Annotated in this window: 21 protein-coding genes; 3 read left to right on the top strand and 18 right to left on the bottom strand. The window is 66.1% G+C overall.

Annotation, left to right across the window (positions count from 1 at the left end; translation table 11 throughout):
* From ABGI63_RS13460 to ABGI63_RS13450, 3 genes are all read left to right on the top strand, one after another.
* Window positions 1-2,206: DUF1800 family protein (locus ABGI63_RS13460; RefSeq protein ID WP_349742879.1), on the top strand; the 2,206-nt coding region annotated here is incomplete at its 5' end.
* Window positions 2,203-3,642 carry a DUF1501 domain-containing protein gene (locus ABGI63_RS13455; RefSeq protein ID WP_349742878.1) on the top strand — a complete coding sequence of 480 codons (1,440 nt, stop codon included), beginning with the start codon at window positions 2,203-2,205 and terminating at the stop codon, window positions 3,640-3,642. The genes ABGI63_RS13460 and ABGI63_RS13455, both read left to right, overlap by 4 nt.
* 38 nt (window positions 3,643-3,680) lie before the next feature.
* Window positions 3,681-5,837 carry a polysaccharide lyase family 8 super-sandwich domain-containing protein gene (locus tag ABGI63_RS13450; RefSeq protein WP_349742877.1) on the top strand — a complete coding sequence of 719 codons (2,157 nt, stop codon included), beginning with the start codon at window positions 3,681-3,683 and terminating at the stop codon, window positions 5,835-5,837.
* A 175-nt stretch (window positions 5,838-6,012) separates the two neighbouring features.
* Here the strand turns inward: ABGI63_RS13450 and ABGI63_RS13445 are convergent, their stop codons facing one another.
* The 18 genes from ABGI63_RS13445 to ABGI63_RS13360 all read right to left on the bottom strand — a co-directional run bounded on the left by ABGI63_RS13445 (window position 6,013) and on the right by ABGI63_RS13360 (window position 26,499).
* Window positions 6,013-7,140 carry an acyltransferase family protein gene (locus ABGI63_RS13445; protein WP_349742876.1) on the bottom strand — a complete coding sequence of 376 codons (1,128 nt, stop codon included), beginning with the start codon at window positions 7,138-7,140 and terminating at the stop codon, window positions 6,013-6,015.
* Window positions 7,137-8,285, bottom strand: a complete 1,149-nt coding sequence (locus tag ABGI63_RS13440; RefSeq protein WP_349742875.1) for a DUF1972 domain-containing protein — start codon at window positions 8,283-8,285, stop codon at window positions 7,137-7,139. The genes ABGI63_RS13445 and ABGI63_RS13440 overlap by 4 nt, the downstream gene beginning before the upstream one ends.
* Window positions 8,286-8,323: 38 nt before the next feature.
* Window positions 8,324-9,484 carry a glycosyltransferase family 4 protein gene (locus tag ABGI63_RS13435; RefSeq protein WP_349742874.1) on the bottom strand — a complete coding sequence of 387 codons (1,161 nt, stop codon included), beginning with the start codon at window positions 9,482-9,484 and terminating at the stop codon, window positions 8,324-8,326.
* A complete protein-coding gene (locus ABGI63_RS13430) occupies window positions 9,481-10,668 on the bottom strand; it encodes a glycosyltransferase (protein ID WP_349742873.1) in 1,188 nt (395 codons plus the stop codon). The genes ABGI63_RS13435 and ABGI63_RS13430 overlap by 4 nt, the downstream gene beginning before the upstream one ends.
* Window positions 10,665-11,291: an acyltransferase gene (locus ABGI63_RS13425; protein WP_349742872.1), complete on the bottom strand. Its 627-nt coding sequence runs from the start codon at window positions 11,289-11,291 to the stop codon at window positions 10,665-10,667. The genes ABGI63_RS13430 and ABGI63_RS13425 overlap by 4 nt, the downstream gene beginning before the upstream one ends.
* Before the next feature lie 129 nt (window positions 11,292-11,420).
* Window positions 11,421-12,398: a glycosyltransferase family 2 protein gene (locus tag ABGI63_RS13420; protein ID WP_349742871.1), complete on the bottom strand. Its 978-nt coding sequence runs from the start codon at window positions 12,396-12,398 to the stop codon at window positions 11,421-11,423.
* The gene (locus ABGI63_RS13415; RefSeq protein WP_349742870.1) at window positions 12,395-13,633 is read right to left on the bottom strand and encodes an oligosaccharide flippase family protein; all 1,239 of its coding nucleotides are present in this window, start codon (window positions 13,631-13,633) and stop codon (window positions 12,395-12,397) included. Before ABGI63_RS13415 ends, ABGI63_RS13420 begins: the two co-directional genes overlap by 4 nt.
* A 144-nt stretch (window positions 13,634-13,777) precedes the next feature.
* Complete coding sequence (locus ABGI63_RS13410; RefSeq protein ID WP_349742869.1) at window positions 13,778-15,235, bottom strand: O-antigen ligase family protein; 1,458 nt, start codon at window positions 15,233-15,235, stop codon at window positions 13,778-13,780.
* Between the two features lie 19 nt (window positions 15,236-15,254).
* Window positions 15,255-15,956: an exosortase-associated protein EpsI, B-type gene (gene epsI / locus ABGI63_RS13405; RefSeq protein ID WP_349742868.1), complete on the bottom strand. Its 702-nt coding sequence runs from the start codon at window positions 15,954-15,956 to the stop codon at window positions 15,255-15,257.
* The gene (gene xrtB, locus ABGI63_RS13400) at window positions 15,953-16,837 is read right to left on the bottom strand and encodes an exosortase B (RefSeq protein ID WP_349742867.1); all 885 of its coding nucleotides are present in this window, start codon (window positions 16,835-16,837) and stop codon (window positions 15,953-15,955) included. The genes epsI and xrtB overlap by 4 nt, the downstream gene beginning before the upstream one ends.
* Window positions 16,838-16,847: 10 nt before the next feature.
* Window positions 16,848-17,747, bottom strand: coding sequence for a polysaccharide biosynthesis tyrosine autokinase (locus ABGI63_RS13395; RefSeq protein WP_349742866.1), 900 nt, complete (start codon window positions 17,745-17,747; stop codon window positions 16,848-16,850).
* Window positions 17,748-17,751: 4 nt separating this feature from the next.
* Window positions 17,752-19,182, bottom strand: a complete 1,431-nt coding sequence (epsF, locus tag ABGI63_RS13390; protein WP_349742865.1) for a chain length determinant protein EpsF — start codon at window positions 19,180-19,182, stop codon at window positions 17,752-17,754.
* A gap of 15 nt (window positions 19,183-19,197) precedes the next feature.
* Window positions 19,198-20,037: a polysaccharide export protein EpsE gene (epsE, locus tag ABGI63_RS13385; RefSeq protein ID WP_349742864.1), complete on the bottom strand. Its 840-nt coding sequence runs from the start codon at window positions 20,035-20,037 to the stop codon at window positions 19,198-19,200.
* Complete coding sequence (locus ABGI63_RS13380) at window positions 20,037-21,032, bottom strand: EpsD family peptidyl-prolyl cis-trans isomerase (protein ID WP_349742863.1); 996 nt, start codon at window positions 21,030-21,032, stop codon at window positions 20,037-20,039. Before ABGI63_RS13380 ends, epsE begins: the two co-directional genes overlap by 1 nt.
* Before the next feature lie 412 nt (window positions 21,033-21,444).
* Complete coding sequence (gene ubiE, locus ABGI63_RS13375) at window positions 21,445-22,176, bottom strand: bifunctional demethylmenaquinone methyltransferase/2-methoxy-6-polyprenyl-1,4-benzoquinol methylase UbiE (protein ID WP_349742862.1); 732 nt, start codon at window positions 22,174-22,176, stop codon at window positions 21,445-21,447.
* Window positions 22,177-22,189: 13 nt separating this feature from the next.
* Window positions 22,190-22,603 carry a gamma-butyrobetaine hydroxylase family protein gene (locus ABGI63_RS13370; RefSeq protein WP_349742861.1) on the bottom strand — a complete coding sequence of 138 codons (414 nt, stop codon included), beginning with the start codon at window positions 22,601-22,603 and terminating at the stop codon, window positions 22,190-22,192.
* A gap of 64 nt (window positions 22,604-22,667) precedes the next feature.
* On the bottom strand, window positions 22,668-24,572 hold the full coding sequence (locus tag ABGI63_RS13365) for a PhoX family protein (protein ID WP_349742860.1): 1,905 nt from the start codon (window positions 24,570-24,572) through the stop codon (window positions 22,668-22,670).
* A gap of 100 nt (window positions 24,573-24,672) precedes the next feature.
* Complete coding sequence (locus ABGI63_RS13360; protein WP_349742859.1) at window positions 24,673-26,499, bottom strand: S8 family peptidase; 1,827 nt, start codon at window positions 26,497-26,499, stop codon at window positions 24,673-24,675.
* Between the last annotated feature and the right edge of the window lie 180 nt (window positions 26,500-26,679).

Here is a 26,679-nt window from a genome sequence, read left to right as displayed (position 1 = left end):
CGACTTCATCATGCCCACCACCGCGCTCAAGCCCGGCAGCCAGGTGGCCGTGGCCTTCGCCAACCCCGGCAGCGCCGACGGCATCGAGCGCCGGCTCAACATCAGCTATCTGATCGCCGGCTCCACCTTCATCACCCCCTTCAGCGCAGGCGTCAGCTACGCCGGCGGCAATCTGTCGGCCACCTGGCCCAGCGCCACCCTGACCGACACCCTGACGGTGCGCGCCCATGCCAATGTGGCGGGCGGCGTCGGCGCGATGATGCAGTTGCGGGTGGATGGCGTGATTGTGGGCAGCGTGGAGGTGCGCAGCAGCACGCCGGCCGACTATCGCTTTGCCGTGCCGCGGCTCTCGGCCGGCAGCCGCATCGACCTGGTCTACACCAACGACGGCAGCGTCAACGGCGTGGACCGCAATCTGTTCGTGCAGTATGTGAACACCAGCAACGGCACCCTGGTCGCCTTTGCCGGCAATGTGGTGTTCGACGCCGGCACCGGCGAGGCGGCGTTCGACGGCGCGTCCACCAGCGTGAGCGGCGGTGCCATGTACAACAGTGGTGCACTGCGCTTCACCGTGCCCGCTGCCAGCGGCACCGCCAGCGCCGCCGAACAGGCCGCCTCGCGCTTCCTGCAGCAGGCCAGCTTCGGCCCTACCTTGGGCGAGGTGCAACGCGTCGCCCAGATCGGCGCGCCTGCATGGCTGGATGAGCAAGTCGCCCTGCCTTTCAACGCCGATATGGTGAACGCCGTTCAGTCGCGCTACAACCTGGGCGATGCCTACCGCCCGGGCGGTGCCAACTACACGCCAGCCTGGGTGGGCCAGCGCTTCTGGGCCGCCGCAGCCACCAGCCCCGATCAGCTGCGCCGGCGCATGGGCTTCGCGCTGCACCAGATCCTGATGGTCTCGCAGAACGATCTGAACCTGGGCCGCCATGCGCGCGCCTACGCGCAGTACGTCGACACCATCAACCGCCATGCGCTGGGCAACTATCGCGCGCTGCTGGAGGACATCACCCTCAGCCCGGCCATGGGCATCTACCTCTCTCACATGCGCAACCGGCCCGAAAACGCGACATCGGGCCGCATGCCCGACGAGAACTTTGCCCGCGAGGTGATGCAGCTGTTCACCATCGGCCTGCACGAGCTGAATGCCGACGGCAGCCCCAGGCTTGGTGCCGGCGGCCAGCCCATCGAGACCTACAGCAACGACGATGTGATGGCCATGTCTAAGGTGTTCACCGGCTGGAGCTGGGGCTTCCCGGACGGACAACTCACCGAGCACACCTTCCGCTACGGCAACCCCGAGCTCAGCGCCGCCGGCGACCAGCGCATCGACACCCTGCCGATGAAGGCCTATCCCGGCCAGCACTCGAGCAGCGACAAGCGGCTGTTCAGCGGCAAGCCGCAGGCGGTCGTGATCCCCGCCGGCAGCAGCGCCCAAACCAGCCTGAAGCTGGCGCTGGATGCCCTGTTCAACCATCCGAACGTCGGCCCGTTCATCAGCCGCCAGCTGATCCAGCACCTGGTCGGCAGCCACCCCAGCCCGGCCTATGTGTCGCGCGTGGCCGCCGTCTTCAACAACAACGGCAAGGGCGTGCGGGGCGACCTGGCTGCCGTGGCCCGCGCCATCCTGCTGGACAGCGAAGCCGTCAACCCGCCGGCCGGCAGCGTGGGCAAGCTCCGAGAGCCGGTGCTGCGCGTGGCGCACTGGATGCGCAGCCTGCAGGCCACATCGGCCAGCGGTCAGTACGCCATCGTCAGCGACCTCGACGCGCTGGCCCAGCGCCCGCTGTACGCCGGCTCGGTGTTCGGCTACTACCGGCCGGGCTATGTGCCGCCGAACACCGTGTTCTCGGCGGACAACATCACCGTGCCGCAGATGCAGATCGTCAATGAAGCCACCACCGCGCAATGGGTGAACCTGGCCGAACGCATGGCCGGCAACGGCCTGGGCTCGAACGGCTCGCAAAGCGATGTGGTCGCTCAGATGCAGACGCTGGCCGATCTGGTCGCCACAGGTCAGGTGGCAGCGGTGATCGAGCGCCTGAACCTGCTGCTGTATGCCGGCCGCATGAGCGGCACGCTCAAGCAGGACCTGATGGACGCCATGGTCAGCGTGAGCGGCACCACCGCGTCCAGCCACCTCAACCGCGCCCGCGTCGCCGTGTTCCTGGCGCTGGCCTCACCCGAATACATGGTGCAACGATGACTAGCAAACCCTACCGTGCGGACGCCTCGCGCCGCAGCTTTCTTCGTGCCGTGAGCGGCCTGGCCGCCAGTGCAGCCATTCCGCAGCGTGGCCTGCCCCTGGTCACCAGCCTGGCCAGCCTGGCCGCGCTGGCCAGCCAGAGCAGCCAGGCCGCCACCACCAGCGGCTACAAGGCGCTGGTGTGCCTGTACATGAACGGCGGCAGCGACACCCACAACTGGGTGGTACCGATCGACGCCTCGGGCTATGCCGAGTACGCCGGAGCGCGGGGCGAGCTGGCCTGGGCAGCCAACCGCCTGCAAGGCATCACCGTCACCGGCCAGGCCAGCGGGCGCAGCTTCGGCATGCCGCTGGAACTCGCGCCGGTGCGCGAGTGGTACGAAGCCGGCCAGGCCGCCATCGTGTCCAATGTGGGCCCGCTGGTGCGACCGATCAGCAAGGCCGAGTACGCCGCAGGCATGGGCGTGCCCGCCAAGCTGTTCTCGCACAACGACCAGGCCTCCACCTGGCAGAGCCTGGCCCCCGAAGGGGCCCGCTCCGGCTGGGGCGGGCGCATGGGCGACATCCTGATGTCGGCCAACGCGCATCCGGTGTTCACCGCCGTGTCGGCCAGCGGCAACGCCGTGTTCCTGTCGGGCAGCAATGTCAGCCAGTACCAGGTGGGCGTGGAAGGGCCGGTCTCGGCCAGCGCCGTAGGCAGCACCGGCATCTTCGGTTCCACCAGCGCCGGCGGCGCCTTGCAGCGGGCCTATGCGGCCACCGCCACGGACCGCCTGCAGATGGAATACGCCCGCGTGATGCAGCGCAGCCTGAGCGCCAACGCAGCACTTCAAACGGCATTGGCGGGCGTGAACGTGCCGGCCATCCCCGGCACGGCCATCGCGCAGGTCAATGCGGCCGACACCACGCTGGACAAGCTGAACCTCGCGCGCCAGCTGCGCATGGTGTTGCAGATCATCGCGGCCAACCAGACGCTGGGCATGAAGCGCCAGGTGTTCATGGTGTCGATGGGCGGTTTCGACACCCATGCCAACCAGATGCGCGACCAACCGGCGCAGATGGCCCAGCTGGCACAGTCGATCAACTACTTCATGGCGGCCCTGAACGGCCTGGGGCTGCAGAACAACGTCACGCTGTTCACCGCCTCGGACTTCGGCCGCACTCTGCTCAGCAATGGTGACGGCAGCGACCACGGCTGGGGCAGCCACCACCTGGTCGCCGGCGGTGCCGTCAGGGGCAAGCGCATGCTGGGCAGCTTCCCTGTCACCGCATTGGGCACCGACACCGATGTCGGCTCGGGCCGCCTGCTGCCCACCACCAGCGTCACCCAGCTTGCCGGCAGCCTGTCCGGCTGGATGGGGCTGAGCGCGGCGGAACAGCAGCTGGTGTTGCCGAACCTCTCCAGCTTCAGCGCCGGGCCGGCACTCTTCGGCTGAAGCACGGCGTCACGACGGCGCTGTAGAGTCCGGGCTGCATGCCATTCAACAGCCTGGAAGAAATCGCAACGATGCGCAAACCCACACGACGACAGGTCCTGACCGGCCTGGCCATCACCCTGCCCCAAGGGAGCTGGCCCGGCATCGCCGGCGCGGCGACGTCGCCGGACCCCTTCGAGACGGTGCTGCAACGACTCAGGGCCGACTATCTGGCGCAGGTCTCGACACGCGGCTCAAAAACCTTCCTCGCCAGGCAAGCGTCATCCGGTTTGTGGAGTGATGTGAACTATGCCGATCAATCCGTCGGCTATTGGAACCCCGTGCAACATCTGGAACGGCTGCGGGCCATCGCCGTGTCGATACAGACGCCATCCGATCCGCTCCATGACGCCAGCACCGCGAAGCGCGCGGTCATTGACGGCTTGCGCGCCTGGCTGAGTCGGCGCCCCTCCTCCGAAAACTGGTGGCACAACACCATAGGGGCGCAACTCGCCTTGATGCCTATTCTGGTGCTGCTCAAAGACGAGCTGCCCGACGACGTGATGGCAGCGTCGATCGCCTTGCTCACCATGCCCAAGAGCGTGCAGCAAGCGGATCGAGTCACCGGCCAGAATCTGACCTGGTATGCCACGCAGCAAATCGTCAGAGGCGCGCTGCTGCGCAACACCGACGACCTCCACCAGGCCAGTGCGGCGATGCAAAAAACGCTGCTCATCACCACCGAGGAAGGCATCCAGCCCGACCTCTCCTTCCATCAGCATGGCCCCCAGCTCTACTCCGGCGGCTATGGTCTGGAGTTCCTCAAGGACAACGCGCGTGTCGCGACCTGGCTGGCCGGCACGCCCTGGGCCTTCGCGCCCGAACGGCTCGAAACGCTCGCCGACTTTGCCACCCAGGGCATCATGCCGCTGATCCGTGGCAGCTGGCTGGACTGGGGGGCGATGGGCCGCGCCTTCACCCGGAAATCCGCCGCACCCCAGACCTTGAAGCTGCTGCCCGCGACGAAAGCCCTGGCCGCGACGACGCCCTCGCGGCAAGCGCAGCTGCAGCAGGCCATCCGGCGACTCGAAGCGCCCGAATCGAAGCTGGCCCAGCCCTACAACCGTGCGTACTGGCGCTCCGATTTCATCGCCCACCAGACGGCGCGGGGCTACTTCTCCGTCAAGGTCACCTCCAAACGCAACTACGGCACGGAGAGCGGCAATGGCGAAAACCTGCTGGGCTACTGGCTGCCCTTCGGCGTCAGCTACATCGTTCGGCGTGACAGCGAATACGAAGGGCTGCAGGCGCTCTGGGATTGGTCTGCCCTGCCGGGCCTCACGGCGCCGGCCGAGGTGCCGCCGCTGAAGGGCTATCAGCACGGCCATGCGGTCTTTGCGGGCGTGCTCTCGGACGGAAGCTGGGGGCTGGCCACGCTGCAACTCAAGCTGCAGCAGACGCAGGCCAAGCGTTCCTGGTTCCTGTTCGAGGACATGCTCGTGGCACTGGGCAGCGACATCAGTTCCGAGCACCCCAAGGCGGTCCGTACCACGCTCAACCAAACCCGCTGGCTCGGCGATGTGCACACCGACCAAGGCAAGATCAGCGGCAACACCGGCGCCAGCACACGCACCGACCTGCGCTGGGTATGGCATGACGGCGTGACCTATCTGCTGCTCGATGCCAAGGACAACCAGTTGCAGCTCGCGCAAAAGCAGCAGCCCGGCAAAGACCCCTCCAACCCCGCCCTCGGCACGACCAATGCGGCCGCCCCTGTGCTCACGCTGGGCATAGACCACGGCATCAAGCCGGACGGTGCGCACTACGCCTACGCCGTGTCCTTCGCGGCCAGCCGACCTGCCGAAGCAGCCGGCATCGCCGCCCCGGTCATCCTCGCGAACAGCGCCGTCGTGCAAGCAGTCAGCCTGGACAACGCCAAGCGTCTGGCCGCCGTCTTTCACGCAGCGGGCAGCCTCGCGCTAGGCAACGGGCGTTCACTGACGGCCGACAAGCCCTGCGTGCTGATGGCCAAGGCAGATGGCTCGACCTGGCAACTGCTGGTGGACGATCCCACGGGCGGCGGCGCCACCGTGCGGCTGGAGATGCTGGAAAACGGCGCGTCGCTGGGCGTGGCCCAAGTCAAGTGCCCAGCCACCGCCGCACGGACACCCCAAGCGCCATATGCAAAAGCCGTGCTCCGCACTGATGCCTCATAGCCCTATGAGATTGCGGTTGGATGCACCTGAGAGGGCTGAAATTGCGCCGAAGCCAATGCTGATTATTCGCACCTTTGCTTGGCGCCTTGCCAGCCTTCTAAGGCAACTCGGAGCTGTGGGCTGTTGACGTAGCTGTAGATGACTCCGTTGACGGCAGTTCTACAGCCACCGCCATCTATGCCAATTGCCGTGATTCAGCAGACGCGCCGCGTGCCATGCCGATGAGGTGAGCTTTCAAGCCCATGGCCCTAGATTCAATGGCGTGCCATGAGCAGATGGCAAGCAAAAGCGTCACCGCAAAAGACAGCAGCATCAAGACATAAGGACCCATTCCGGGGAAGAAATGGACGCAGGCTTGTTGAACAAAAAAAGCGTAGATGTAGATTCCATAGGAATAGTCGCCAAATCGGTTGAATACGCGAAGCCCACCATCCGGAAGATAGGCTGCAGCGAGCACCAAATACGGCATCAGCAGGGCATAGCCTAGGCAGAAAATTCGCCCGCCCATCAGTGCGGTCGCGATCAGCGCAAGCAGTGCAAACCAGGCCAGGGTTGCAGACATCGGGATGCGCCCCTGGAAAGCCCGCAGCGCAGCGCCGGTAAAGAAGAAACCGCCCAGAAGAAAAAAGCGACCACCATGCGCCCATGGGTCAGCCATGCTTGCGCTGTAGGCGAAGCCAGCGACAGCCAGCACCAAACAGCAGAAGCGTATGAAGTTTGGCGCGTTGCGTAGGCGCAGCAATCCCGCCAGCAGCCACAGACCAGCCAAGACGAGATACATACGTAGCTCAAGCGGCAAGGTCCATAAAGAGCCATTGACCGCACGCGGCCACGGAATGTCCTGAAAAGTCGCGGGTAGAAAATGCTCAACACTTCTGAGCATCAACGCATTGTTGGCGAGATATTTCCAAGTCAGTGGGGTTGCAAAAAACTCCATCAGACTCACAGTGCTGATACACAACCCAGTAAATATCACTGTCAGCAGCAGCGCGGCCCAAAGCCCGGGGTAGATGCGCAACGCCCGAGACAACACAAACTCTTTCAAGCTTTGCCGGGACAGCAGGCTGCCTGTAACCAAAAATCCGCTGGCTGCGAAGAACACACAAACAGCCATATCTCCCAAGCTCAAGCCGAGTTGGGTACGAAAAGGCTCCAAATCAGCGCGGCCGGTGCTGAGTGCAAAACTGTGCGATACGAGCACCAACGTAGCGGCCAGAAAGCGGATCAGGTTGAAGTTGTTGTCGCGTCCCGATGTGAAATCGGCCAACCGTGATTGCCCAAACAAAGGGGGAGCCTTCATCATTTACCCGCTCGGCCGGGGCTTACACGCTCCAGCAACTGTTGGTATTGGACCAAGATATGCGGCCAAGTCAGCTCTTGGAGGAAGCGAGCCGTGCTCGCATCTCTCATAGCGCACATGCTCTGAGACTGCGGATCGAGCAACTCATCGATTACGGCTGAGAATTGTTCGGCGTCGCCGAAATACCGTGCCCCCGGCCCTGCCACCCAGCGGTTGAAGCGGTTGTCATGCGCGATCACCGCATTGCCGGCGCCCAGCGCCTCCACCAGCGAAGGATTGGTGCCACCGACCTGATGGCCGTGGACATAGGCGGCGCAGTAGAAGCGCAGGGCCTGCACCACCGGCTTGTCGTAGATGGCGCCCAGGAAGCGCACCTCGGGGCCTGCAGCCGCCTTGACCGCACGGTGGTAGGGATTGGCGTCGTTGTAGTTGCCCAGCACCGCCAGCAGCATGCCACGCGGGCGCTGCGAGAAACCGGCCACCACCTCAAGGATGGAGTTTTCGGGCTCGGGACGCGCGACGAGGGTCATGTAGCGACCGGGCTCCAGCCCCAGGGCGCGCACAGGCTCCTCGGGCATGTGAGTGAGGTGATCGGCGCCGTAGGCAATCGTGGTGATCTTGTCGGGATTCACGCGCGTGCTCAGGTGCCGCTTGATCTCGGGGTGGTCGGCCACCAGATGATTGCCCAGCCAGCAGCCGGCCCAGTCATTCATCCAGAACCAGGTCTTGGCGACCGGCCCCCATTTGGCGCGCGACCATTCGATGCCGTCCATATTGATGACGTTCGGAATGCCCTTGAGTCGCAGCAAGGCACAGAAGATCGCCGTGTTGTAGCCCAGCGTGAGGCACAGATCGCGGTGGCCCGCTGCATGAGCGGTGGCCTTCCAGTCAAATGCGATGGTGCTGCGCGGGCCGCTGCCCTCGACGGGAATGCGCACCCGCTCCACGCCCTGCCAGCGGTCCTCGAACACCGGGCCGGCGCCCTCCTCCTGGCAATAGACGATGACGCGCCAGCCCTGCGCCACCAGATGCAGGGCCAGATACTCGGCAAAGGTCTCGAAGCCGCCATGCGCGGCAGGCACGCCGCGCGTGCCGAGAATGCGCAGCGTCTGCTGCACCTGTGTACTTGTGTTTGCTGTTGTCGTCACCGATTGATCCTCCCTGGTTGTGGCCCACCGCGACCTGTTCAGCGCGCGGCGTCAGCCACTGTCTTGGCGTCCTGCAGGCAGTCACCCACGCTCTGCGCATAGGCCTCCACCGAGAACATGCGCTGCTGGCGTTCGCGCGCACGCTCACCCATGGTCTGGCGCAGCACGGGGTCGGCCGCCAGCCGGGCCATGGCCTCGGCCAGCGCGGCGGCGTCGCGCGGCTTGAACAGCAGGCCGGTCTCGCCGTCGGCCACGATGTCGAGCAGGCCGCCGTGGCCGGCCGCGATCACCGGCTTGGCAAAGGCCATGGCCTCGATGGCCACGCGGCCGAAGGGCTCGGGCTCGGTGGAGGGCACCACCACCACATCGGAGGCCTCCCATACCGCGTCGACATCGGCCCGGAACGGCAGCAGACGGATCTGCTCGGCGCAGCCGCTGGCGGCGATCTTGGCGCGCAGCTCGGTCTCGTAATGTTCCTGGCCGGTGTAGGCCGAGCCGACGATGGCAAGCTTGATGCCGCGCTGCCCTTGCGCGCACAGCTGCGCGAACGCATCCACCAGCAGGCCCTGGCCCTTCCAGCCATTGATGCGGCCCACCAGTGCGAACACCAGATCGTCGGGCGCCACACCCAGCGCAGCGCGCTCGGCGTCGCGGGTGCCCGGCGGCGCGGCCAGGCCCACGCCGTTCCAGATCACACGGCACAGCGGCGCGCTGTGTGGCGTGGCGATCCAGTCGCGGGTCTGGTTGGAGTTGCAGATGATGCGGGTGGACAGGCGGCTGACGATCAGCTTGAACACCGCCGCCAGCTTGGGCGAGCTGGCGATGATCTCGCGGATATGCCAGACATGCGGGCGCCGGGCCAGCATCGCATAGAGCGCGCCGCCGAACAGGGCCACGGTGTTCGAGTAGACGATGTCGAAACCCTGCTCGCCGCCGACGCTGCGCAGCAGCCGGCGCGAGCGCCAGGCCGAGCCGATGGCCTGCAGCAGGCCGCGCGGCGAGAACATCGAGCGCTGCACCTTGCAGACGTCCCCGATCTCGACCCTCGCGCCGGCCCGGCGCAGGTGTTCGACCAGCGGGCCGTTCTCGGACAGCACCACCGAGATATCGAAGCGCGCCGAGTTCAGGCGCACGAAATCGAGCAGCGAACGGTCCGAGCCGTAGAGGTCGGCGGAGGAATGGACGACGAGGACTCTCATGCGCCGCGCCCCTGGGCCAAGGCCACGCATTGATTCAAGGCATCGTCAACAGCGCGGGCGTCGAACATGCGGCGCAGCGCTTGGCGGCCGGGCACATCGACCGCTTCGTCATCGACGCTGGCGATGATCTGCTCGGCAAACTCCTGCGGTGTCTTTGCCAGCCTGACCTGGGAGAGGAAAGACTCGGGCAAGCCGCGCATGCCTTGCGTGCCCGACACGATGGGGCGATCAGTCATCAACATATCCAACATCTTCAATTGCACTCCACTGCCGGCCATCACCGGATTCACCAGCACACCGGCGCTGAGCATGAAGGCGAAAGGATCGTCGACGTTCTTGTCGACCACCCCACCGCCACGTTCCACCTGGGCCACCAACTCCGATGCCGGGTTTGAACCCACCACGTGCAACCGGATCTCGGGTCGGCGCTGGCGTACCAGCGGCATGACCTCATCCACCAGCCAGCGCACGCCGGCCACGTTGTTGGGCGTGGTGAGGTTGCCGACGAAGACCACATCGTTACGCTCCACGGCGGCAGCCCCAGCATTGCCGGACACAGGCAGCGGTGGCAGCCAGCGACCGCTCTGAACGCGCCACCACTGCAAATCGTCTAACGAGATGTCGAAGAAGGCGTCGGCATCCGCGATGGCCGCTCGCTCCAGCGCTTCCAGTCCGGCGAATGACAGCCGCATCTTCAGCTTCGCCAGGGCGCCGCGCGTCAGCGCAGCCTGGCCCTGCATATAGCGATGCTCGACATTGTGTGAGCGGTAGGCCAGCGCGCAGGGCCGTCGCCGACGGATCTGCCGTGCCAGCGGCCACAACCAGGGGCCGTCCAGCCACAGCAAGTCGGGCCCGAAGGCCTCCACCGCTGTCGTCAGCTCGACCATGTCCTGTCCGGCAGGATGCCGACGCGCGACGAAGAATGGCAGGCGTCCGGCATTCATCACCATGCTGCCCAGCAGCGCTGCGCCGCGACGCCGGGGAATCTGGCGCCAGTCGATGCCGACGGACGCCAGGTAACGGGTCGCGTCGGCTTCACTCTCATGAGCCCGGTCCGCTTGCGGCGTGAGCAGCAGCACATCGTGACCGAACGATTTCATCGCCAGCAGGCGCCGCATCACGTCGACGCGACCGCCACGATTGGCCGGATACGGCACATCGGGAGCCAGCACGCAGACCTTCATGGCGCCACCTCGGCCGCCGGTGCGTCGCCACGGCGGCGCAACACGCGGGCCGGCACACCACCGATCACCACGTTGTCGGGGACCTCGCCGCGCACCACACTGCCGGCGGCCACCACCACGCCGGATCCCACCTTGGCTCCGTCGATGAATGTGGATTTGGCGCCGATCCAGCAGTCGTCGCCGATCTCGATGCCGGCACGCGTGACACCCTGCGCGCGAATCGGGCGGCTCAGGTCGTCGTAGTTGTGGTTCTCGGAGTGAAAGCTGACGTACTGCCCCATGATCACATTGCGGCCGAGTTTCACGCCGCCGCCACAGCCGATGAAGGAGAAGGCACCGATGCCGCAATCGGGGCCCATCTCTAGCCCGGTGCCGATCTTGGTCATCACCCCGGTGGCCTGGATGCGCACATAGGGCCCGATATTGCAGCGCTCGCCGATCCGCACACCTTTGGCAGCGAAGGCGTCGATATAGACACCGTCCTGCAGCGTGACCGCACGGCCCAGCGTCAGGAAACCCTTGTTGACCAGCGATACCTGCCTGCCGATGAACACTGTCTTGCCCGTGCGCAGCAGGCCGCGCAGCAAGCCCAGGCCGCGTCGCCAGCCCAGGCCGAGCAGCACGCCCAGTGGAATGTCATCGGCCAATCTGTACTGCGGCCCCTTGAGCAAACGCGCGACGAAATTCAGAACACTCCGAATCATTGCTCCCTCAATCCAGTCAGAAATCTATTCATGCTGCGGCGACTTGGCTCAGAACTTGGCCATGGTTCTGCACGCTAGCAGGCCGCGCAGGGACGCCATGGCCTTGCCCGGCTTGCCCTTGGCGAAGAACTTCAGCGCGTCGATCAGCAGGGAGATCGCCGCCGTCGGCAGATAGGCAGGGTAGTAGCGCTTCGTGAAAACCAGCTTGTTGCGGAACAGATAGAACAGCGACAGCTCGGAGCCGCCCGACGACGCGGTGCCGATGGTGGCGCCATGCTTGTGAAAGACCAGCGACTGAGGCGCATAGCCGAGGCGGAAGCGCCCGCGCCCGCGCTGTGCCCAGTCGTGCTCCTCGGAGTAGAGGAAGTAGCGCTCGTCCATCAACCCGACCTCGCTCATGTAGCGGCGCGACACCAGCATCGCCGCGCCGATCACATAGGCCAGTTTCGCTTCGACGGCGGCCGGCGACGCGGGGATCTCGTCGACCCTGGCATTGATGCCCAGCGCGGCCGAGCGCGCGCGCAGCGGGTTGTAGCTGGAGCCGGCAAAGGCCTGCAGGCGCTGGCGGTCGTGGTGCAGCACGAGGCTGGAGCCGCAGATGCCGATCGATTCGTCCTGCTGCATGCGGCCGACCAGATGGGTCAGCGCATCAGGGTGCACCTCGGTGTCATTGTTCAGCACCCAGCAGTAGTCGGTGGCGGGGTTGGCCAGCGCATAACGCATGCCGACATTCATGCCGCCGGCGTAGCCCAGGTTGGCGCCGGTCTGTATCAGCGTGATGTCCGCGCGCGGCGCGCTGCTGGCCAGGGCTTGCTGCAGCGACTCAAACACCTGCACGCGCCCCGGGAACTCCTCGGTCAGCGCCTGCAGCGACTGCCAGGACTCGGGCTTCGAGGCGTTGTCGCAAACAACGATGTCGAAGCGCGGGTAGTTGAGCGCAAAAAGGGAGCGAACACAGGCCTTGCTGTCGTCGGCGCCGTTCCAGTTGAGGGTAATGACAGTGGTCTTGGGTGAAATTTCGCTCATGGCTGGACGGGCTCCTCAGCTGCGGTTCGGGTTCTGACCCAGAGCAGCAGATACATCAGCAACAGAAGCAAGGTGCAAGCCAGCGTCGTCAGCAACCAGGCTTGCATGCCGCCCTTGTGGATGGCCAGCCAGCCAATCGCCAGCATCAGCGTCAACTGCCCGGCAACCAGCCAGACCTTCTTGGACTGCAGGCCGGCGGCAACCAGCACCAGGCCGCAGCCGGTTTCCAGAAAACGCAGCGCCAACAGGCAACCGAACAGGGGGAGCAGCTGTGCGAGCTCGGTGAATTCGGCACCAAACAGCAGCAATGTGATCGGCTCCGCAAACACGGCAAGACACCCGCCAGACAGCAAACCGACACCGCCGAACAACAGCAGCGTGCTGGCTGCCTGCTTGGTCGAACGGCTGCCGTTCTTCATGTCACCGGCCAGGCGAGGCAGGATGTAGAGGGCCAGAATGGGCGCCAGGCGCGAGAAGCCCTGCACCAGTTTCATGCCGGCCTGGTAAAGCCCGACGGCTCGCAAACCGAGGGCCGCATTGATCACCAGCGTGTCGAGCTGCGTATAGGCCGTCGACAGCGCCAGTTCGACGGCATAGGCAAAGGCGCTGCGGCTGAAGGCCAGCGCATCCTTGAGCGGCGCAAGGCCGATGTGATCGAACGCGGCATGGGACTGCGCGCGCGTGATGAGGAGTCCCAGCACGCGCGACAGCAGAAACGCTGCCGCGACCGCTTGGACCGAATCGAACAGCCACGGCGTCGTCAACATGATGACGATGTGGACGAGGGAAACAACGGAGGCCGTCCGGGCTTCGGCGGCGAAATTGGAGGCAGCCCTGAATCCCAGCCCATAGAGCTCAGACACCGACTCCGCGATCTGGGCCAGCAGCAGCGGCATCAGGATCAAGGCAGCCGAGGTATCGAGCGTCAGACCGCCGATGACGGCCGCGATGGCCAGGACGCCGCCCGCCAGCAGGAGCTTGGCCGTGAGCACCGCAGCCATCTGCGCCTGCTTGCGCTCGGGGTCGACACCGAAGGCACGCAATGTCGCCGTGGTGAAACCGAAGTTGACAGGGATCACGGCCAGCGTGGCGATGGCGAGCCAGAAGGCGAAGCTGCCGAAGTCACTCGGCCCTAGGCAACGCGCCAGGACGACAAACACGACCATGCCTGCGCCCAGCCTGAGCACATTGCCCAGCACGACCAGCAGGAAGTTGGGGGAAATCTTCAATCGCATCGCAGGAACCGATGCCTGCACAGGCATGGCTTAGCCATCCACGATGCGCTTGACTTGATCGATGATGACCAGCTCGGATCCATCACATGCTCTCATTTCATGGTGAAGCTCAGGGGTGCTGCTTGGCAAGGCACCCGGGCCGTTTCAGATCACTCGCCGCCTGAACCGGGGTGCCACGCCATCAGCAGGTACCGTGTCTGCACGTGCCCCGGACGCGAGGACGGCCAACAGGCAGCAGAAAAAGAGCGCGCTGTAGGCGGTCACCATCTCGGGCTGCGTGATGCACAACCCCAGCATGGCAGGCAGGACAGCGACGGCCGCGATACGCAAGGGTTTGTGCCGCTCATCACTGGCAGCGATCGCTTTGCGGCCGCGTTGCCAACTCAGTGCCAGCAGCGCCAACAAAGCGGCCAGCGCCGGCACACCGACCTTCAACGCAACAAAAACATAGCTGTTGTGCACATAGCGCGTGTGGTCCTCGAAGAGCCGGATCTCGCTGATCCAGCGTCGATATTCACCACCCAAGCCAACACCAACCAGCGGCGAACGGGCAATGCGGCGCATGGCGTCTTCGTTCTCGAGCTTGCGCCAGCCCAGGGAGGTACGGCTGCCGCCTTCGTCACGCACGCTGACGAAGCGGGTGACCACCGCATCAAGCACTGCGGGTTTGAAGAGCGCCAGGGCACTGACACCGATCACGCCGCTGAAGAGCAGGATGGTCAGCATGTAGACCGCCCGCCGCTGACCGACCCAGAAGATGCTCAGCAAAACCGCACAGGCGGTCCAGAACCACAGCGCCCGTCCGAAGTTCACATACAGCGCGCCCAGCAGCAGGAAGAGCGCAGGGATCAGCAGCCATGGCCGCCTGCCGTGCACCAGCGACACAAAAGCCCAGACAAAGCAGAACAGCACAAACACGAAGCCATGCATCTGCACCCGGGTCTGCTCTGCTTGAGAACCGCCGGCGGTGTCGAGGGCCCCGACACGGCCCGACGCCACGATCTGGATGCCGGTGCTCCACTGCAGCAGCGCGATCAGGCAGACGGCACCCCCGATGAACAGTATCAGGCCGGACAGCTTGCGCATGCCGTCAGCTTCCTTGTTCACCAGCCAGTAGAGCAGTGGCAACCAGAGCCAGTACAGGAAGGCCCGGCCATCTCGATACAGAAAGGGCACCTGGTTATGGAACCAGGTCAGCGCCAGGACGCCAGACAGCGCCACCAGGCCCACGAACACCAGATAGGAATTCAGGATCGCCTTGGGCGGAAGGAATCGGCCGCTTGAACCCAGGGCCTTCAGCCCGAGAACGGCCAAGGTTCCGAACGTCGCCACGTCGGCCCATTTCACATCCGGCGCGACCAGGACGACCAGCGCATAGGCCCCGATGCCCAGCCAGGGGAAGTTCCAGACCAGCAAGGGATAGACGATGGCCATGCACAGAGCCACGACAAAAACCCAGGGCAGGAACACGCACAACAAGCCGGCAAAGGCCGCTGCAAAAAGCAGCGCTCCGATGGCCAGCGTGTCCTGAGCCCGCTTCTTGAAGGGTCTGGGGGACAGGCCTTGCCTGCGCGGCCGACCCAGCATGGACGAACCCGTCATCACAACTGCTGGCCTCGCATCAGGAGCCTACAGACCCGGCCACGCGAGGCACATGCTGCTGAGGCATGGCCCGCAGCAGTTGGCCGGCAAAGGCGTCCTGGAGTGCGAAGGCATTGGCGGTATCGCGGTCGATGCTGGACACGCGGAACAGCAGACCATCGGGGATCAGATCCTTGAAGCCATAGCGCATCTCGGCCAGCTTCTTGTTGACGCCGCCACGAACAGCCGTCTCACCGATCACCGTCCAGTAGGTCACCGGCTCGTAGCGCTGGTTGCCGAGCACCGTCTCCAGCCTGCGGGCCGGGATGGACACAGCGCCTAGGTTCAGCTCCACCGGCTTGTTGCTCTTGAGCTGGAAGCCCTGCGCGGGGTAGCAGATCTCGGGGTAGTGCATCTGCATGCTGTCGCGCTGGTCGTTGCCGTAAGCAATGCTCAGCATGATGCGCTGGCCACGGCTGTTGACATAGGTGCGCGAGAGGATCTGGCTGTAGAGCTGGTTCAGCAGTTCTTCCTGCTGCGGATTGACGACGCCGCCCACAACGGTGGTGTCCTGCTGCCAGTCGCCGAAGCGGCTGGGGATGATCTGCTCCAGCTCGAATTCGCCATGCAGCGTGGCCATGCGGGTGGTGGGCGTGAGCTTCCAGCCGACGGCGGCTGCGGCGGCCATCAGCAGCAGGGCCACGCTGGCACGCCGGACCTGGCTTTGGGGCGTGTTGTTCATGATGTTGCTTGCTCCTTGCTCAGACGGCCGCTGCCAAAGCGCAGCAGGCTGTCGGTGGCGATGATGAGCATCAGCGCGCTCATGAACAGCACCATGCCGGCAAAGCCGTGCAGGAAGCCCTGGCCGGCTTCGTCGCCGAAGTGGTAGGTGATCAGGGTCAGCACCATCACGCGGATGACATTGGCCGCAAAGCTGATCGGCACGATCAGGATGGCCAGCGCCACATTGCGGAACAGCGAGGCGTAGCGAACGATGTTGAGGTACAGCAGGCCCAGCGCTTCGAGCGTGAACAGCGTGTGCAGACCAGCGCAGGCATCGGCCACCAGCAGCTGGTAGGGGCCGATCTGCAGGATCACGCCGGTGCGGCTGATCGGGTAGCCGGCCGCGTGCAGGATGTTCTCGGCCACATAGGAGACGGCCATCTTCATCGGCTGGGTCAGCGCGTCCACCACGGCACCCGGCAGCGGGATCATGAAGAACATGAAGAAGATCGCGAAGCCGATAGCCTTGAGCTGGCGCGGGCCGCGCAGCAGCAGCACGATGCCGCACACCATCGCAATGGCCGAACCGACCTCGAACAGCCAGATGCCTTGCGAGCGCCCGATGGCATAGGCCAGGCCGCCCAGCACCAGCAGAATCCAGGCCAGCATGGGTTTGGGCGGCGAGCTGCTGACGTCCATCAGCTCGCCCCATTTGCGGTAGATCAGCCAGATCGTGACGCCCAGCACGATGGGACCATGACCTTGCTCATCGGTCGCCCAGAGGCCATTGAACAGGCTCACCAGCGTGGGCCCATACATGGCCACCAGGCCGAGCCCGGCGATCAGCCAGGGCACCAAATGGGCGCGGCCTTTGTCGGCCGGTGCCAGTGCTGCGCTCATCGGGGTCACCTCAATACTCGTTCATGATGACCCCGGCCAGCTTGGCAGGGCTGTTCTTCAGGGTGGCGACCAGATCATGCACCGCGTTGACGCGCGTCGTGCCCTTGCGGGCCAGCGCCAGCGCAGCGCCACAGCGGGCAGCAATGACGGCATAGTCGGCGCCGTAGGTGGCGGCCGGTGTATCGACGATGACGTAGTCGAACTTGGACACCAGCTCGCGCATCAGCAGGCCGAAGGCGGGACGCTCGACCAGTTCCATCGGATTGGGCGGCTGGGTGCCGACCGGCATCACGAACAGGCTGGGCAGATCAGCCACCGGGCGTATCACATTGGCCTCGGAGCGGCCGGACAGGATGCCTGACAGGCCCGAGTTGTTCTCGATGCCGAAGACCGAATGCTGGCGCGGGTTGCGCATATCGGCGTCCACCAGCAGGGTGCGTCCGCCGAGCTGGCTGAAGGCGATGGCCATATTGGCGGCGAAGAAGGTTTTGCCATCGCCGCTGTCATGGCTGATCACGGCAATGGCGCGGCGCGGCTCATCGGCATTGAACAGCTGCATATTGATCTGGCTGCGCAGCACGCGGAAGGCCTCCGCCTGGTGGCTGAAGGGCTTGTTGGCCAGCACCAATTCCTCGCTGGGCAGCTTGCCGCCACCGGGCGCATAGGGGTAGTGGAACTGCTGGCTCAGGGCCCACAGCACATCCTCGCCCTTGGCCAGACCGAGGGCCACGGCGGCCTCGCCGAACTTCAGGCCTTTGGCACGCTGGTGCGCCAGGATGCGCTCGACCTGCTCGGCCGTGAGGTTGTTCGCCTCGGCAATGATGTGACCGATGGAGCGGTCCTGCAGCGCAGGCTTGGCATCCTGCCCACCATATTCGCCGCTGATGGCTGAATCTTTGAAGTTAGACATGGGTTCAGGCGGCTTTCGTGGGCGAGGCGATGTGACCGATCAGGCGCTGATGCATCGCGGCATCTTTCTTCTTGCCGGCGGCGCTGTGGCTGTTGGGGCCAGGCAGCAGACCGATCACGGGCAGGCCCAGCAGGCCTTCGATATCGTCGGTGTCGCGCACGCGGCGGTCGCGCAGCTCGGCCCCCAGCCCGACGCCGGTGGCCATCAGCAGACCCACGAAGAGCGCCAGCACCGAGTTCAGCAACACACGCGGCGACGAGGGTTCAAGCGGCGGCACGGCCGAGTTCAGCAGGCTGACATTGCTGGAGGTGGCCTGGCTCTCAAGGCTGGTCTGGGTCAGGCGCTGCAGGATGGCGTCGTAGGCGCGCTGGGCGTTCTCGACATCGCGCAGGATCAGGGCCCCCTCGTCGCGCACCTGCTTCATGCGCAGCACCTTGTTGCGCTGGGCTTCGAGCTCGGCGCGGGTCTGGGCCTCGCGCTGGCGGCTGATGTTGCCGCTGACGCCGACACCGGCGGACAGGCGCTTGATCTCGCTGTCGATGCGCTCGCGCAGCTCGGTGATGCTGGCCTTGAGCTCGACCACTTGCGGGTTGCGGTCCCCCAGGCGGGCACTCAGCTCCTGCAGACGCGCTTCCTGGCGCGACAGGTCAGCGCGCAGCGAAGACACCACCGGGTTGCTGGTGATTTCCTGCATCTTGTCGGCGGAGCCGGCATTCGCCTGCGCCTGACGGCTGGTGGCTTCGCCGGCCAGAGACTGCAGGATCACCAGCTGACTGGACAGCTCGTTGAGGCGCTGGTTCTCGATGTCCATGCGCTCGTCGGTCATCACGACGCCGCTGTCGCGCTGAAAGGCGCTGAGCCGGTTCTGCGCCTGTTCCAGGGCGTCGCGCGCTTCCTTGGCCCGGTTGTCAAAGAAGGCGCTGTACTGCTTGGCCGGATCAACCCGCAGATCGACGGCGGTGTCGATATAGGCCTGCACGAAGGCATTGGCCAAACCGGCCGCGAAGCGCGGGTCGGGTGCGCGATAGGAGATATTGATGACGCTGGATTCGCGCGAGGGCTTGACGTCCAGGTCCTTCTGGAAACGGGCAACCAGCCAGGTTTCTATATCGCCTTCGCCCTGGGTGTCGTCCTGCCACTGCTCGCGAATCTGCGCGTTCTCGACCAGCTTGAGTGCGCGCACGACACGGCGCGCCACCCGATCACTCTGGATGATGTCCACCTGGGTGGCCATCACGGCGGGGTTGGTCATCGACTGGAAGGCGATCGCGGACAGCGGATCGGGCTTGGCATCGACGACGACGCTGGCGGTTGCCGTGTATTGCTTCGGCAAGAGCAGGCTGATGACCACGGCCGGAATCAGCACCGCCAGCAAGACGGCCAGGAACAGCCATTTGCGGGCGATGAGGATGGAGAGGAACTGTCTGAATGTCATTGCAATGGCCCTGCCTTAGAACAAGCTCTCGCGCACATACACCACATCGCCATCCTTCAGCGATTCATCCATCGCTGCTTGCAAGATCTGGACCTTGCCGTCGGCGCCCTTGCGGTGCACGCGGATGCCCTTCTCGGTGCCGCGCTGGGTCAGGCCACCGCCGGTGGCCAGGCTTTGCATCAGCGTCATGCCGCGCTCCAGGCGCATCGCGCCGGGGCGCTGCACCTCGCCGTAGATGTAGACCATGGGCGCACGGTCGACCCACAGCACATCGCCGTTCTGCACCAGGATGTCCTGGCTGCGGCCGCCGGGGGCGAACAGCGCCGGCAGATCGATCTCGGTGCGGAAGGCCTGGCCGTTGCGGGTGCCGCTCAGGATCACGATCTCGGCACCGCTGCTCGCGACGCCGCCGGCATTGGCCAGCAGATCGGTCAGACGCATATCGGCCACCTCGATCGGGAAGCGGCCGGGGCGGTTGACCTGGCCCAGCACGCTGGCCTGGTTGCCCTTGACCTGCAGCACGACGATGGTGACCTGGGGCTGCTTGACGAAGTTGCCGCTCTTCAGGCCGTCGGCGATCAGCTTCTCGGCCTGGGTGACCGAGAGGCCGCCGATCTTGATCGTGCCCAACAGCGGGAAGCTCAGCACGCCGGCCTCGGAGACACGGGTCTCCAGCGTCAGGTCGGGGTTCTGGTAGACGCTGATGCGCAGCACATCGCCGGAACCGAGCCGGTATTCGGCCGTGGCGGTGGCCGGCGCAGCGGCGCTGGTCTGGGCCGAGGCCGGTGCGATAGCGCCGAGCAGGCCGGCGGCGGCCAGGGCAATAGCGAGGAGGTGATGCTGAGTGCTGCGCATTACTTGAGGCCCATTCCCTTGGAGATGGCGTTGGCGTCCAGGCCGCTGGCGGCCGGGGCGGCCGGCGTGGCGACCGCAGGCGCGGCGGGGCTGGGCGTCGTCACCGCAGCGGACGCTGCGGCGGCCGGCGGCGCGCCCTCGGCGAACTTGCCGACATATTCGATCTTGGCGGCTTCGCGCATGGCCTTCATTTCCTTCACGACCAGCTCGGACTTGCGCTGGTTGCTGAGGAACTGCTCGATGGCCGGGCGGGCGCGGGCTTCGTCGACCGGCTGGCTGCGCGAGCCCACCAGGAACAGCACCTGCAAGCCGTTGGGCGCGGCGGTGACGGCGGAGTCACCGTCCTTCATGCGGGCGATGGCGTCCAGGCTGGCCAGCGGCAGCTGCTCGGCGGCGCGCACCGCCTGGTTGCCGGCAAAACGAATATCGCTGGCCTTCAGATACTCGGCAAACTCGGCCATATTCTTGGCCGCCTGCAATTTGGCGCGAATCTCGGGAATCTGCTCGGGCTTGGCCTCGATGGCCAATTCCTGCAGGCTGTAGATACGGCGTTCCTTGAACAGCGCGGGTTTCTCGTTGTAATACTTTGAAACCTCCTCGGCCGTAGGTTTGGCCGCGCTCTCGCCGAGCCGCTCGACATAGGCGCGCGCGATGATTTCGCGCTTGGCGGCCTCGACCTGCTGGACCACGCGCGGGTCGCGGTCGAGCTTCAGGTCTTCGGCCTTCTGCACCGCCAGTTCCTGCTCGATCAGGCGCTCCAGCACCTGCTTGCTGGCCGCCTCGGCCTGCTCGGGCTTCAGACCTTGCTGGCGCTGCAGCACGAAGTTGATCTGATGAACGGTGATCTCTTCCTTGTTGACCTTGGCCGCCGTCTGCGAGGCCTTGTCCTTCTTATCACCGCCGCCGCAGGCGGCCAGCAGCACGACCGCCACCGCCGCCAGGGCAATCGCGCTGGCGCGCATGCCGCGCGGCTGCTCTTGCTTCATCAGATTCATAGCTATGACTTTCTGTTTTTGGGCTCTCGGGTGAGAGCGTGCACCCCGGGCTCTCCGACGGCGCTATGTTGCAGCGCACAATGGCGCCCGGTGGCAGTCGGCGAGTGTAACTTTGCAAAATGACAATTGACTCCCCCCTAAGGCGTGATCCGGTTCCATATTGCTACAGGAAACCTGTTCGATCGCGCCCTCCCGGACCGCAGTCCAGCCGTCGGGAACCCCTCGTCATTGTTTTGTCAAACACCGGGAAAACCCGGTGCTTCCGGCCCCTCCGGCATATTGTTGACCGGTCGGCTGAATGACTGATCCATTTAGTCACGCCGAGTTCCGGACACCCCCGTGGATCGGGGGGTGGCTGATTTGCAGAAAGCTCGTTGGCCCGGCGGGCTGCGCAGGGAGGGGCCGGTTCAGCTCAGCACTTAATGCCGGCGTGCAGCGCGACGATGCCGGCGCTGAGGTTGTGCACGTCCACATGGCCGAAGCCGGCCGTCTTCATCATGGCCTTGAGTTCGGCCTGGGGTGGGTGCATGCGGATCGATTCGGCCAGGTAGCGGTAGCTCTCGGCATCGCCGGCAATCATCTGGCCCAGCTTGGGCAGGATCTTGAACGAGTACCAGTCGTAAGGCTTTTGCAGCGGCGCCGCCACCTTGGAGAACTCCAGCACCAGCAGGCGCCCGCCGGGCTTGAGCACCCGGCACATCTCGGCCAGGGCCTGGTCCTTGTGGGTCATATTGCGCAGGCCGAAGGCCACGCTGACGAGGTCGAAGCTCTCGTTCTTGTAGGGCAGTTTCTCGGCGTCGCAGAGATTGGTGGGCAGCACCAGGCCCTCGTCGAGCAGCCGGTTGCGGCCCTGGCGCAGCATCGCCTCGTTGATATCGGTATGCACCACCATGCCGGTCTCGCCGACCTTCCTGGCGAAGGCGCGCGACAGATCACCGGTGCCGCCGGCGATGTCGAGCACGCGCTCGCCCGGCTTCAGATTGGCCACGGCCACCGTGTAGGCCTTCCAGGCCCGGTGCATGCCCATGGACATCAGGTCGTTCATCACGTCGTACCTGGAGGCGACGGAATCGAACACGCCGCGCACGCGGCTCGCCTTCTCGCGCTCGTCGACGGTCTGGAAGCCGAAATGGGTGCTGCTCATAGGTACTTATTCCTCAATGGGACGAACAGGCGCTGCCGCCCTTGGCCGGCATGGCATCGTCGCGACCCTTGCCGGCGGCGGCCAGCTTGGCCTCGTAGTCGGTCCAGAGCCGGGCCTGCTCGGCGCCGAGCTGGTAGAGATAGTCCCAGGAGAACAGGCCGCTGTCATGGCCGTCGCTGAACTGCGGACGGATCGCGTAGTGGCCGACCTGCTCCAGCGCCGTGATGCCCACCTCGCGCTTGCCGGTCTGCAGGGTTTCCTGGCCCGGGCCATGGCCCATCACCTCGGCCGAGGGGCTGTAGACGCGCATCAGCTCGAAGGGAATCGAGAAGCGCGCGCCGTCGGAGAAAGCGATCTCCAGCAGCCGCGACTGCTGGTGCACGGTGATGTCGGTGGGCGTGGGGGAGTTGGGGGTGAGGCCGGCCATGGGAGAGGACTGCTGCGCGAGCGAGGGAGCCAGTGTAGCCGGCCGCCCCGGGCCGGGCCCCGCCTCAGCTGCCTATCACCCCACCATCGAGCTTGCGCACCACCACGGTGGCCGAGCGAGGCCGGCCGTCGGGGCGCTGGTCGGGCCAGTTGGAGAAGCGGCGCGGCTGGGCCGGGTCGCTGCGCTCGCTGGGGCTCTCACCCGGGTGCTGGATATTGATGAACATGGTGCGGCCGTCGGGCGTCATCGTCGCGCCGGTGACCTCGCTGCCGGCCGGGCCGGTCAGGAAGCGCCGCACTTCGCCGCTGCGCGGATCGGCGGCCAGCATGCAGTTATTGCCCAGCCGGGCCAGATCGCCCTTGCCCATCGCCGAGGTGGACATATCGGTCTGAATCCACAGCACGCCGCGCCCATCGACCCACAGGCCGTCGGGGCAGCCGAAGGCATCGCCCTTGACATTGCCCTTGGCCTCGGCACGCTCGTTGGCCGGGTCGCCGGCCAACACGAAATGATCCCAGCGCAGCGCGGTGGCATCGAAGTCGCCCTGCTCCTTCCAGCGGATGATGTGGCCCATGCTGTTGTTGGCGCGCGGGTTGGCCGCATCGACGGCCGGCTGCTTGTCGCCGGCACGGTTGCTGTTATTGGTCAGCGTGCAGTAGACATAGCCCTGCTGGTCCACCGCGATCCACTCGGGGCGGTCCATCTTGGTGGCGCCCAGCAGATCGCTGGCCTGGCGGCTCTTGATCACGACCTCGCCCTGGTCGGCGAAGCCGGCAGCGGCGCTCAGCGGGCCCTGGCCCTGGCTCAGCGCCAGCCAGCGGCCCGTGCCATCGGCGTCGAAGCGAGCGACGTAGAGCGTGCCGTGGTCCAGCAACTCGCTGTTGGCGGCAAAGCCGCCGGGGCGTATCTTGTCGCGGCTGACGAATTTGTAGATGTACTCGAAGCGGGCGTCCTCGCCCATATAGACCACGGCGCGGCCGTCCTGGGTCACCGCCACGGTCGCACCCTCGTGGGCCGCGCGGCCCAGCGCGCTGCGCTTGATGGGCGTGCTGCTGGGGTTGAAGGGGTCGATCTCGACCACCCAGCCGAAACGGTTGGGCTCGTTGGGATGCTTGACCGCGTCGAAGCGCTCGTCATGCTCGTGCCAGCGGTAGCCGGCCGGGTCGCCCTTGCGCAGGCCCCAGCGGCGCTGGTGCGCATCGGGCGCATCCGGGCCCTTGAAGTAGTTGATGAAGTTCTCTTCGCAGGTCAGGTAGGTGCCCCAGGGCGTGATGCCGCTGGCGCAGTTGTTCAGCGTACCCAGCACACGGCGGCCACTGGCATCCTGCGCGGTCTGCATCAGCGCATGGCCGGCGGCCGGACCGGCCACCTGCATCGGCGTATAGGCGGTGATGCGGCGCGCCCAGGGCGAGGACCGCACCAGCTCCCAGCGCCCGCCGCTCTGCTGCTGCACCTCGATCACCGAGACGCCGTGCGCGGCCTGGGCCTTGCGCACCTTCTGGGCGTTCCAGCTCTGCATGCCGTCGGGGTGCAAGAGGCCATCGTCGCTGTATTCATGGTTCATCACCAGCAGGCCGGACTTGGAGCCCTCCTGGGCGAAGAAGTGGATGCCGTCGTGGTGCATGCCCAGCTGGGTTTCCTGCTGGGCCGCCGTGTTGCTGCCGTCGAAGCGAAAGGCGCTGTCCTCGCCCGACAGCCCAACCGGCTCGCCCCAGGCGGCGATCACCTGAGCGCTGTAGCCCTCGGGCACCACGATGCTGTCGGCCGTCGACACCGGCACGCTCTTGAAACCCAGCAGCGGGCCACCCAAGGCCCCGCCGCTGGCGCAGCCGCCCAGCCCCAGCAGGCCGCCGAGGCCCAGGCCCAGACCGCCGCGCAAGAGGCTGCGGCGGGCCGGGTCGGAGACCTCGTGGATGCTGGTGTTGGCGCTGCGGTTGCTGTCTTCCATCGTCAGGAAATCCTTGGCCATTGCGGTCTGCCTCGTCTGGGTGGATGCCAAAACCGCGAGCTTGACCCGCCGATGATGACAAGACCGTGACAGACCCCGCCGGCCAAGGTGGCAGGTCGGCTTACCAGCTCAGGCTCAGCGAGTAGTTCACATTGGTGCTGCCGCTGTAGTAGTAGACCCGCACATAGAAGTTCTGCGTCGTGCTGCCGGCGTTGCGATAGCTGGCGCTGTCGGTCAGGCCGACATCGCGCTCGCTGCGCGCGACCACGGTACCGGCGCTGTTGACGATGTGCAGGTCGTAGTCGGTGCTGCCATTGGGCATGGGCAGACTGGCCGACAGGGTGCGACCGGCCGGCAGACTGACGCGGAAGTAGTCCGAGTCGGTGCTGCTGGACAGCACCGCCCGCAGGCTGCGCGGCGCAGCCACCGCATTGGCCTGGGCCAGGCTGTTATTGGGCTCGACCTCGTCCAGCGTCGGTATGTCGCCGCTGATGGCCAGCACCGCCGCGTGCGCGTCCAGCAGGCCGCTGCCGCACTGGCTGCAAGTGCCCGGGAAGGCGCGCGCGCTGCTCTTCAGCGCGGCAGCGATCTGGTCGGGCGTGGCGCTGGGCTTGGCGCTGAACATCAGGGCCGCGACTCCGGCCACATGGGGGGCCGCCATCGAGGTGCCTTGGTAGAAGGCGTAGTTGTCGGCGGCCGGCGTGCTGGTGCCGGTGTTCAAGGTGGACAGGATGCCGTTGCTGGTGCCCGCGCCGGTGTTGCCGCCGGGCGCGGCCAGGGCCACGACCGCGCCGTAATTGGAGTACGGGGCGCGCGCGCCATAGCGGTCGGTCGCGGCCACCGTGACCACACCGGCGCAGCTGGCCGGGCTGAAGCCGCTGGCGTTGGCATTGGAGTTGCCGGCCGCCACCACCACCACCGAGCCGCGCGAGCGCGCGCCATTGACCGCGCTCTGGGTCGTGCTGTCGCAGCTGCCACCGCCGCCCAGCGACAGGTTCAGCACCTTGGCCGGCGTCGCGTTGGCCGGCACGCCCGGCACGCTGCCGCCCGAGGCCCAGATGATGCCGTCGGCGATGTCCGAGGTGTAGCCGCCGCAGCGGCCCAGCACCCGCACCGTCTGCAGCTTGGCGTTGAAGGCGATGCCGGCAATGCCGGCCGCGTTGTTCGTGCGCGCCGCGATGGTGCCGGCCACATGGGTGCCGTGCCAGCTGCTGTTGCGCGCGCCGCTGCCCGTACCGCACTGGCCGGCGCTGCTCCAGTCGCCGGGGTCGCTGGGGTCGGCGTCGCGGCCGCCGCCGTCATTGGCGGTGGGCACATTGGCGATCATGTCGTAGCCGGCCACGGTCTGGCCGGACAGATCCGAATGGGGGCGGATGCCGGTGTCGATCACCGCCACCACGACGCCGGCACCGGTGGCCAGGTCCCAGGCGGCCGGGGCGCGGATGCCGCCGGTGGCCTCGAACAGATCCCATTGCTGGCTGTACTGGCTGTCATTGGGCGTCAGCAGCGCATACATCTTGCGGTCGGGCTCGGCATACTCGATGTCCGGGTCCTCGGCCTTCAGCCGGGCCGCCAGCGCCTGCATCTCGGCCAGCGGCAGGGCCCGGTCCAGGCCCATCACATGGGCGCCGACGCCGCTCTGGCGCAGCAGCTGCAGCTTCAGGCCGCGCTGCGAGACCAGGCCACGCGCCCGCTCGACCCGCTGGCTCAAGGTGCCGGCCTCCAGCACCCGGGCCCGGGCCACCAGCTGGCCGCGCTCCAGCACGGCCTCGCTGGCATCGCGGTACTTGATGATCAGGCGATCGGTCTCGCTGCTGGGGACGGCGCGCAGCCCCGGGTCATCGGCCTCGGCGGCGGACTGGCCGGCCTGGGCGGCACCGGCAGCGGCCAGCGCCAGCGCCAGCAAGACCGGCTTGCGGCCGGCACGGAATCGACGAAGTGAGTGCATGAATGAAACTCTCCGAAGTCGGACGCCCGGCCGTGCTCGGCATGGCGTCCTGGCTGGCCCCCGGTGGGGGGCCTGATGTCCGCCGGAACGGGCGGGTAGCCCGGCGGCGGCAGTGGCTTCCGCGGGCCGGTTCCGGACCCGGCCCGCGAAAGTGGGCGCAGTGTAGGCAGGCCAAACGGG

The sequence above is a fragment of the Roseateles cavernae genome (assembly GCF_040187885.1).
Classification (GTDB): domain Bacteria; phylum Pseudomonadota; class Gammaproteobacteria; order Burkholderiales; family Burkholderiaceae_C; genus Roseateles_E; species Roseateles_E cavernae.
Note: the sequence above shows the minus strand (reverse complement) of the source record. Positions and strands in the feature narration are given on the sequence as shown.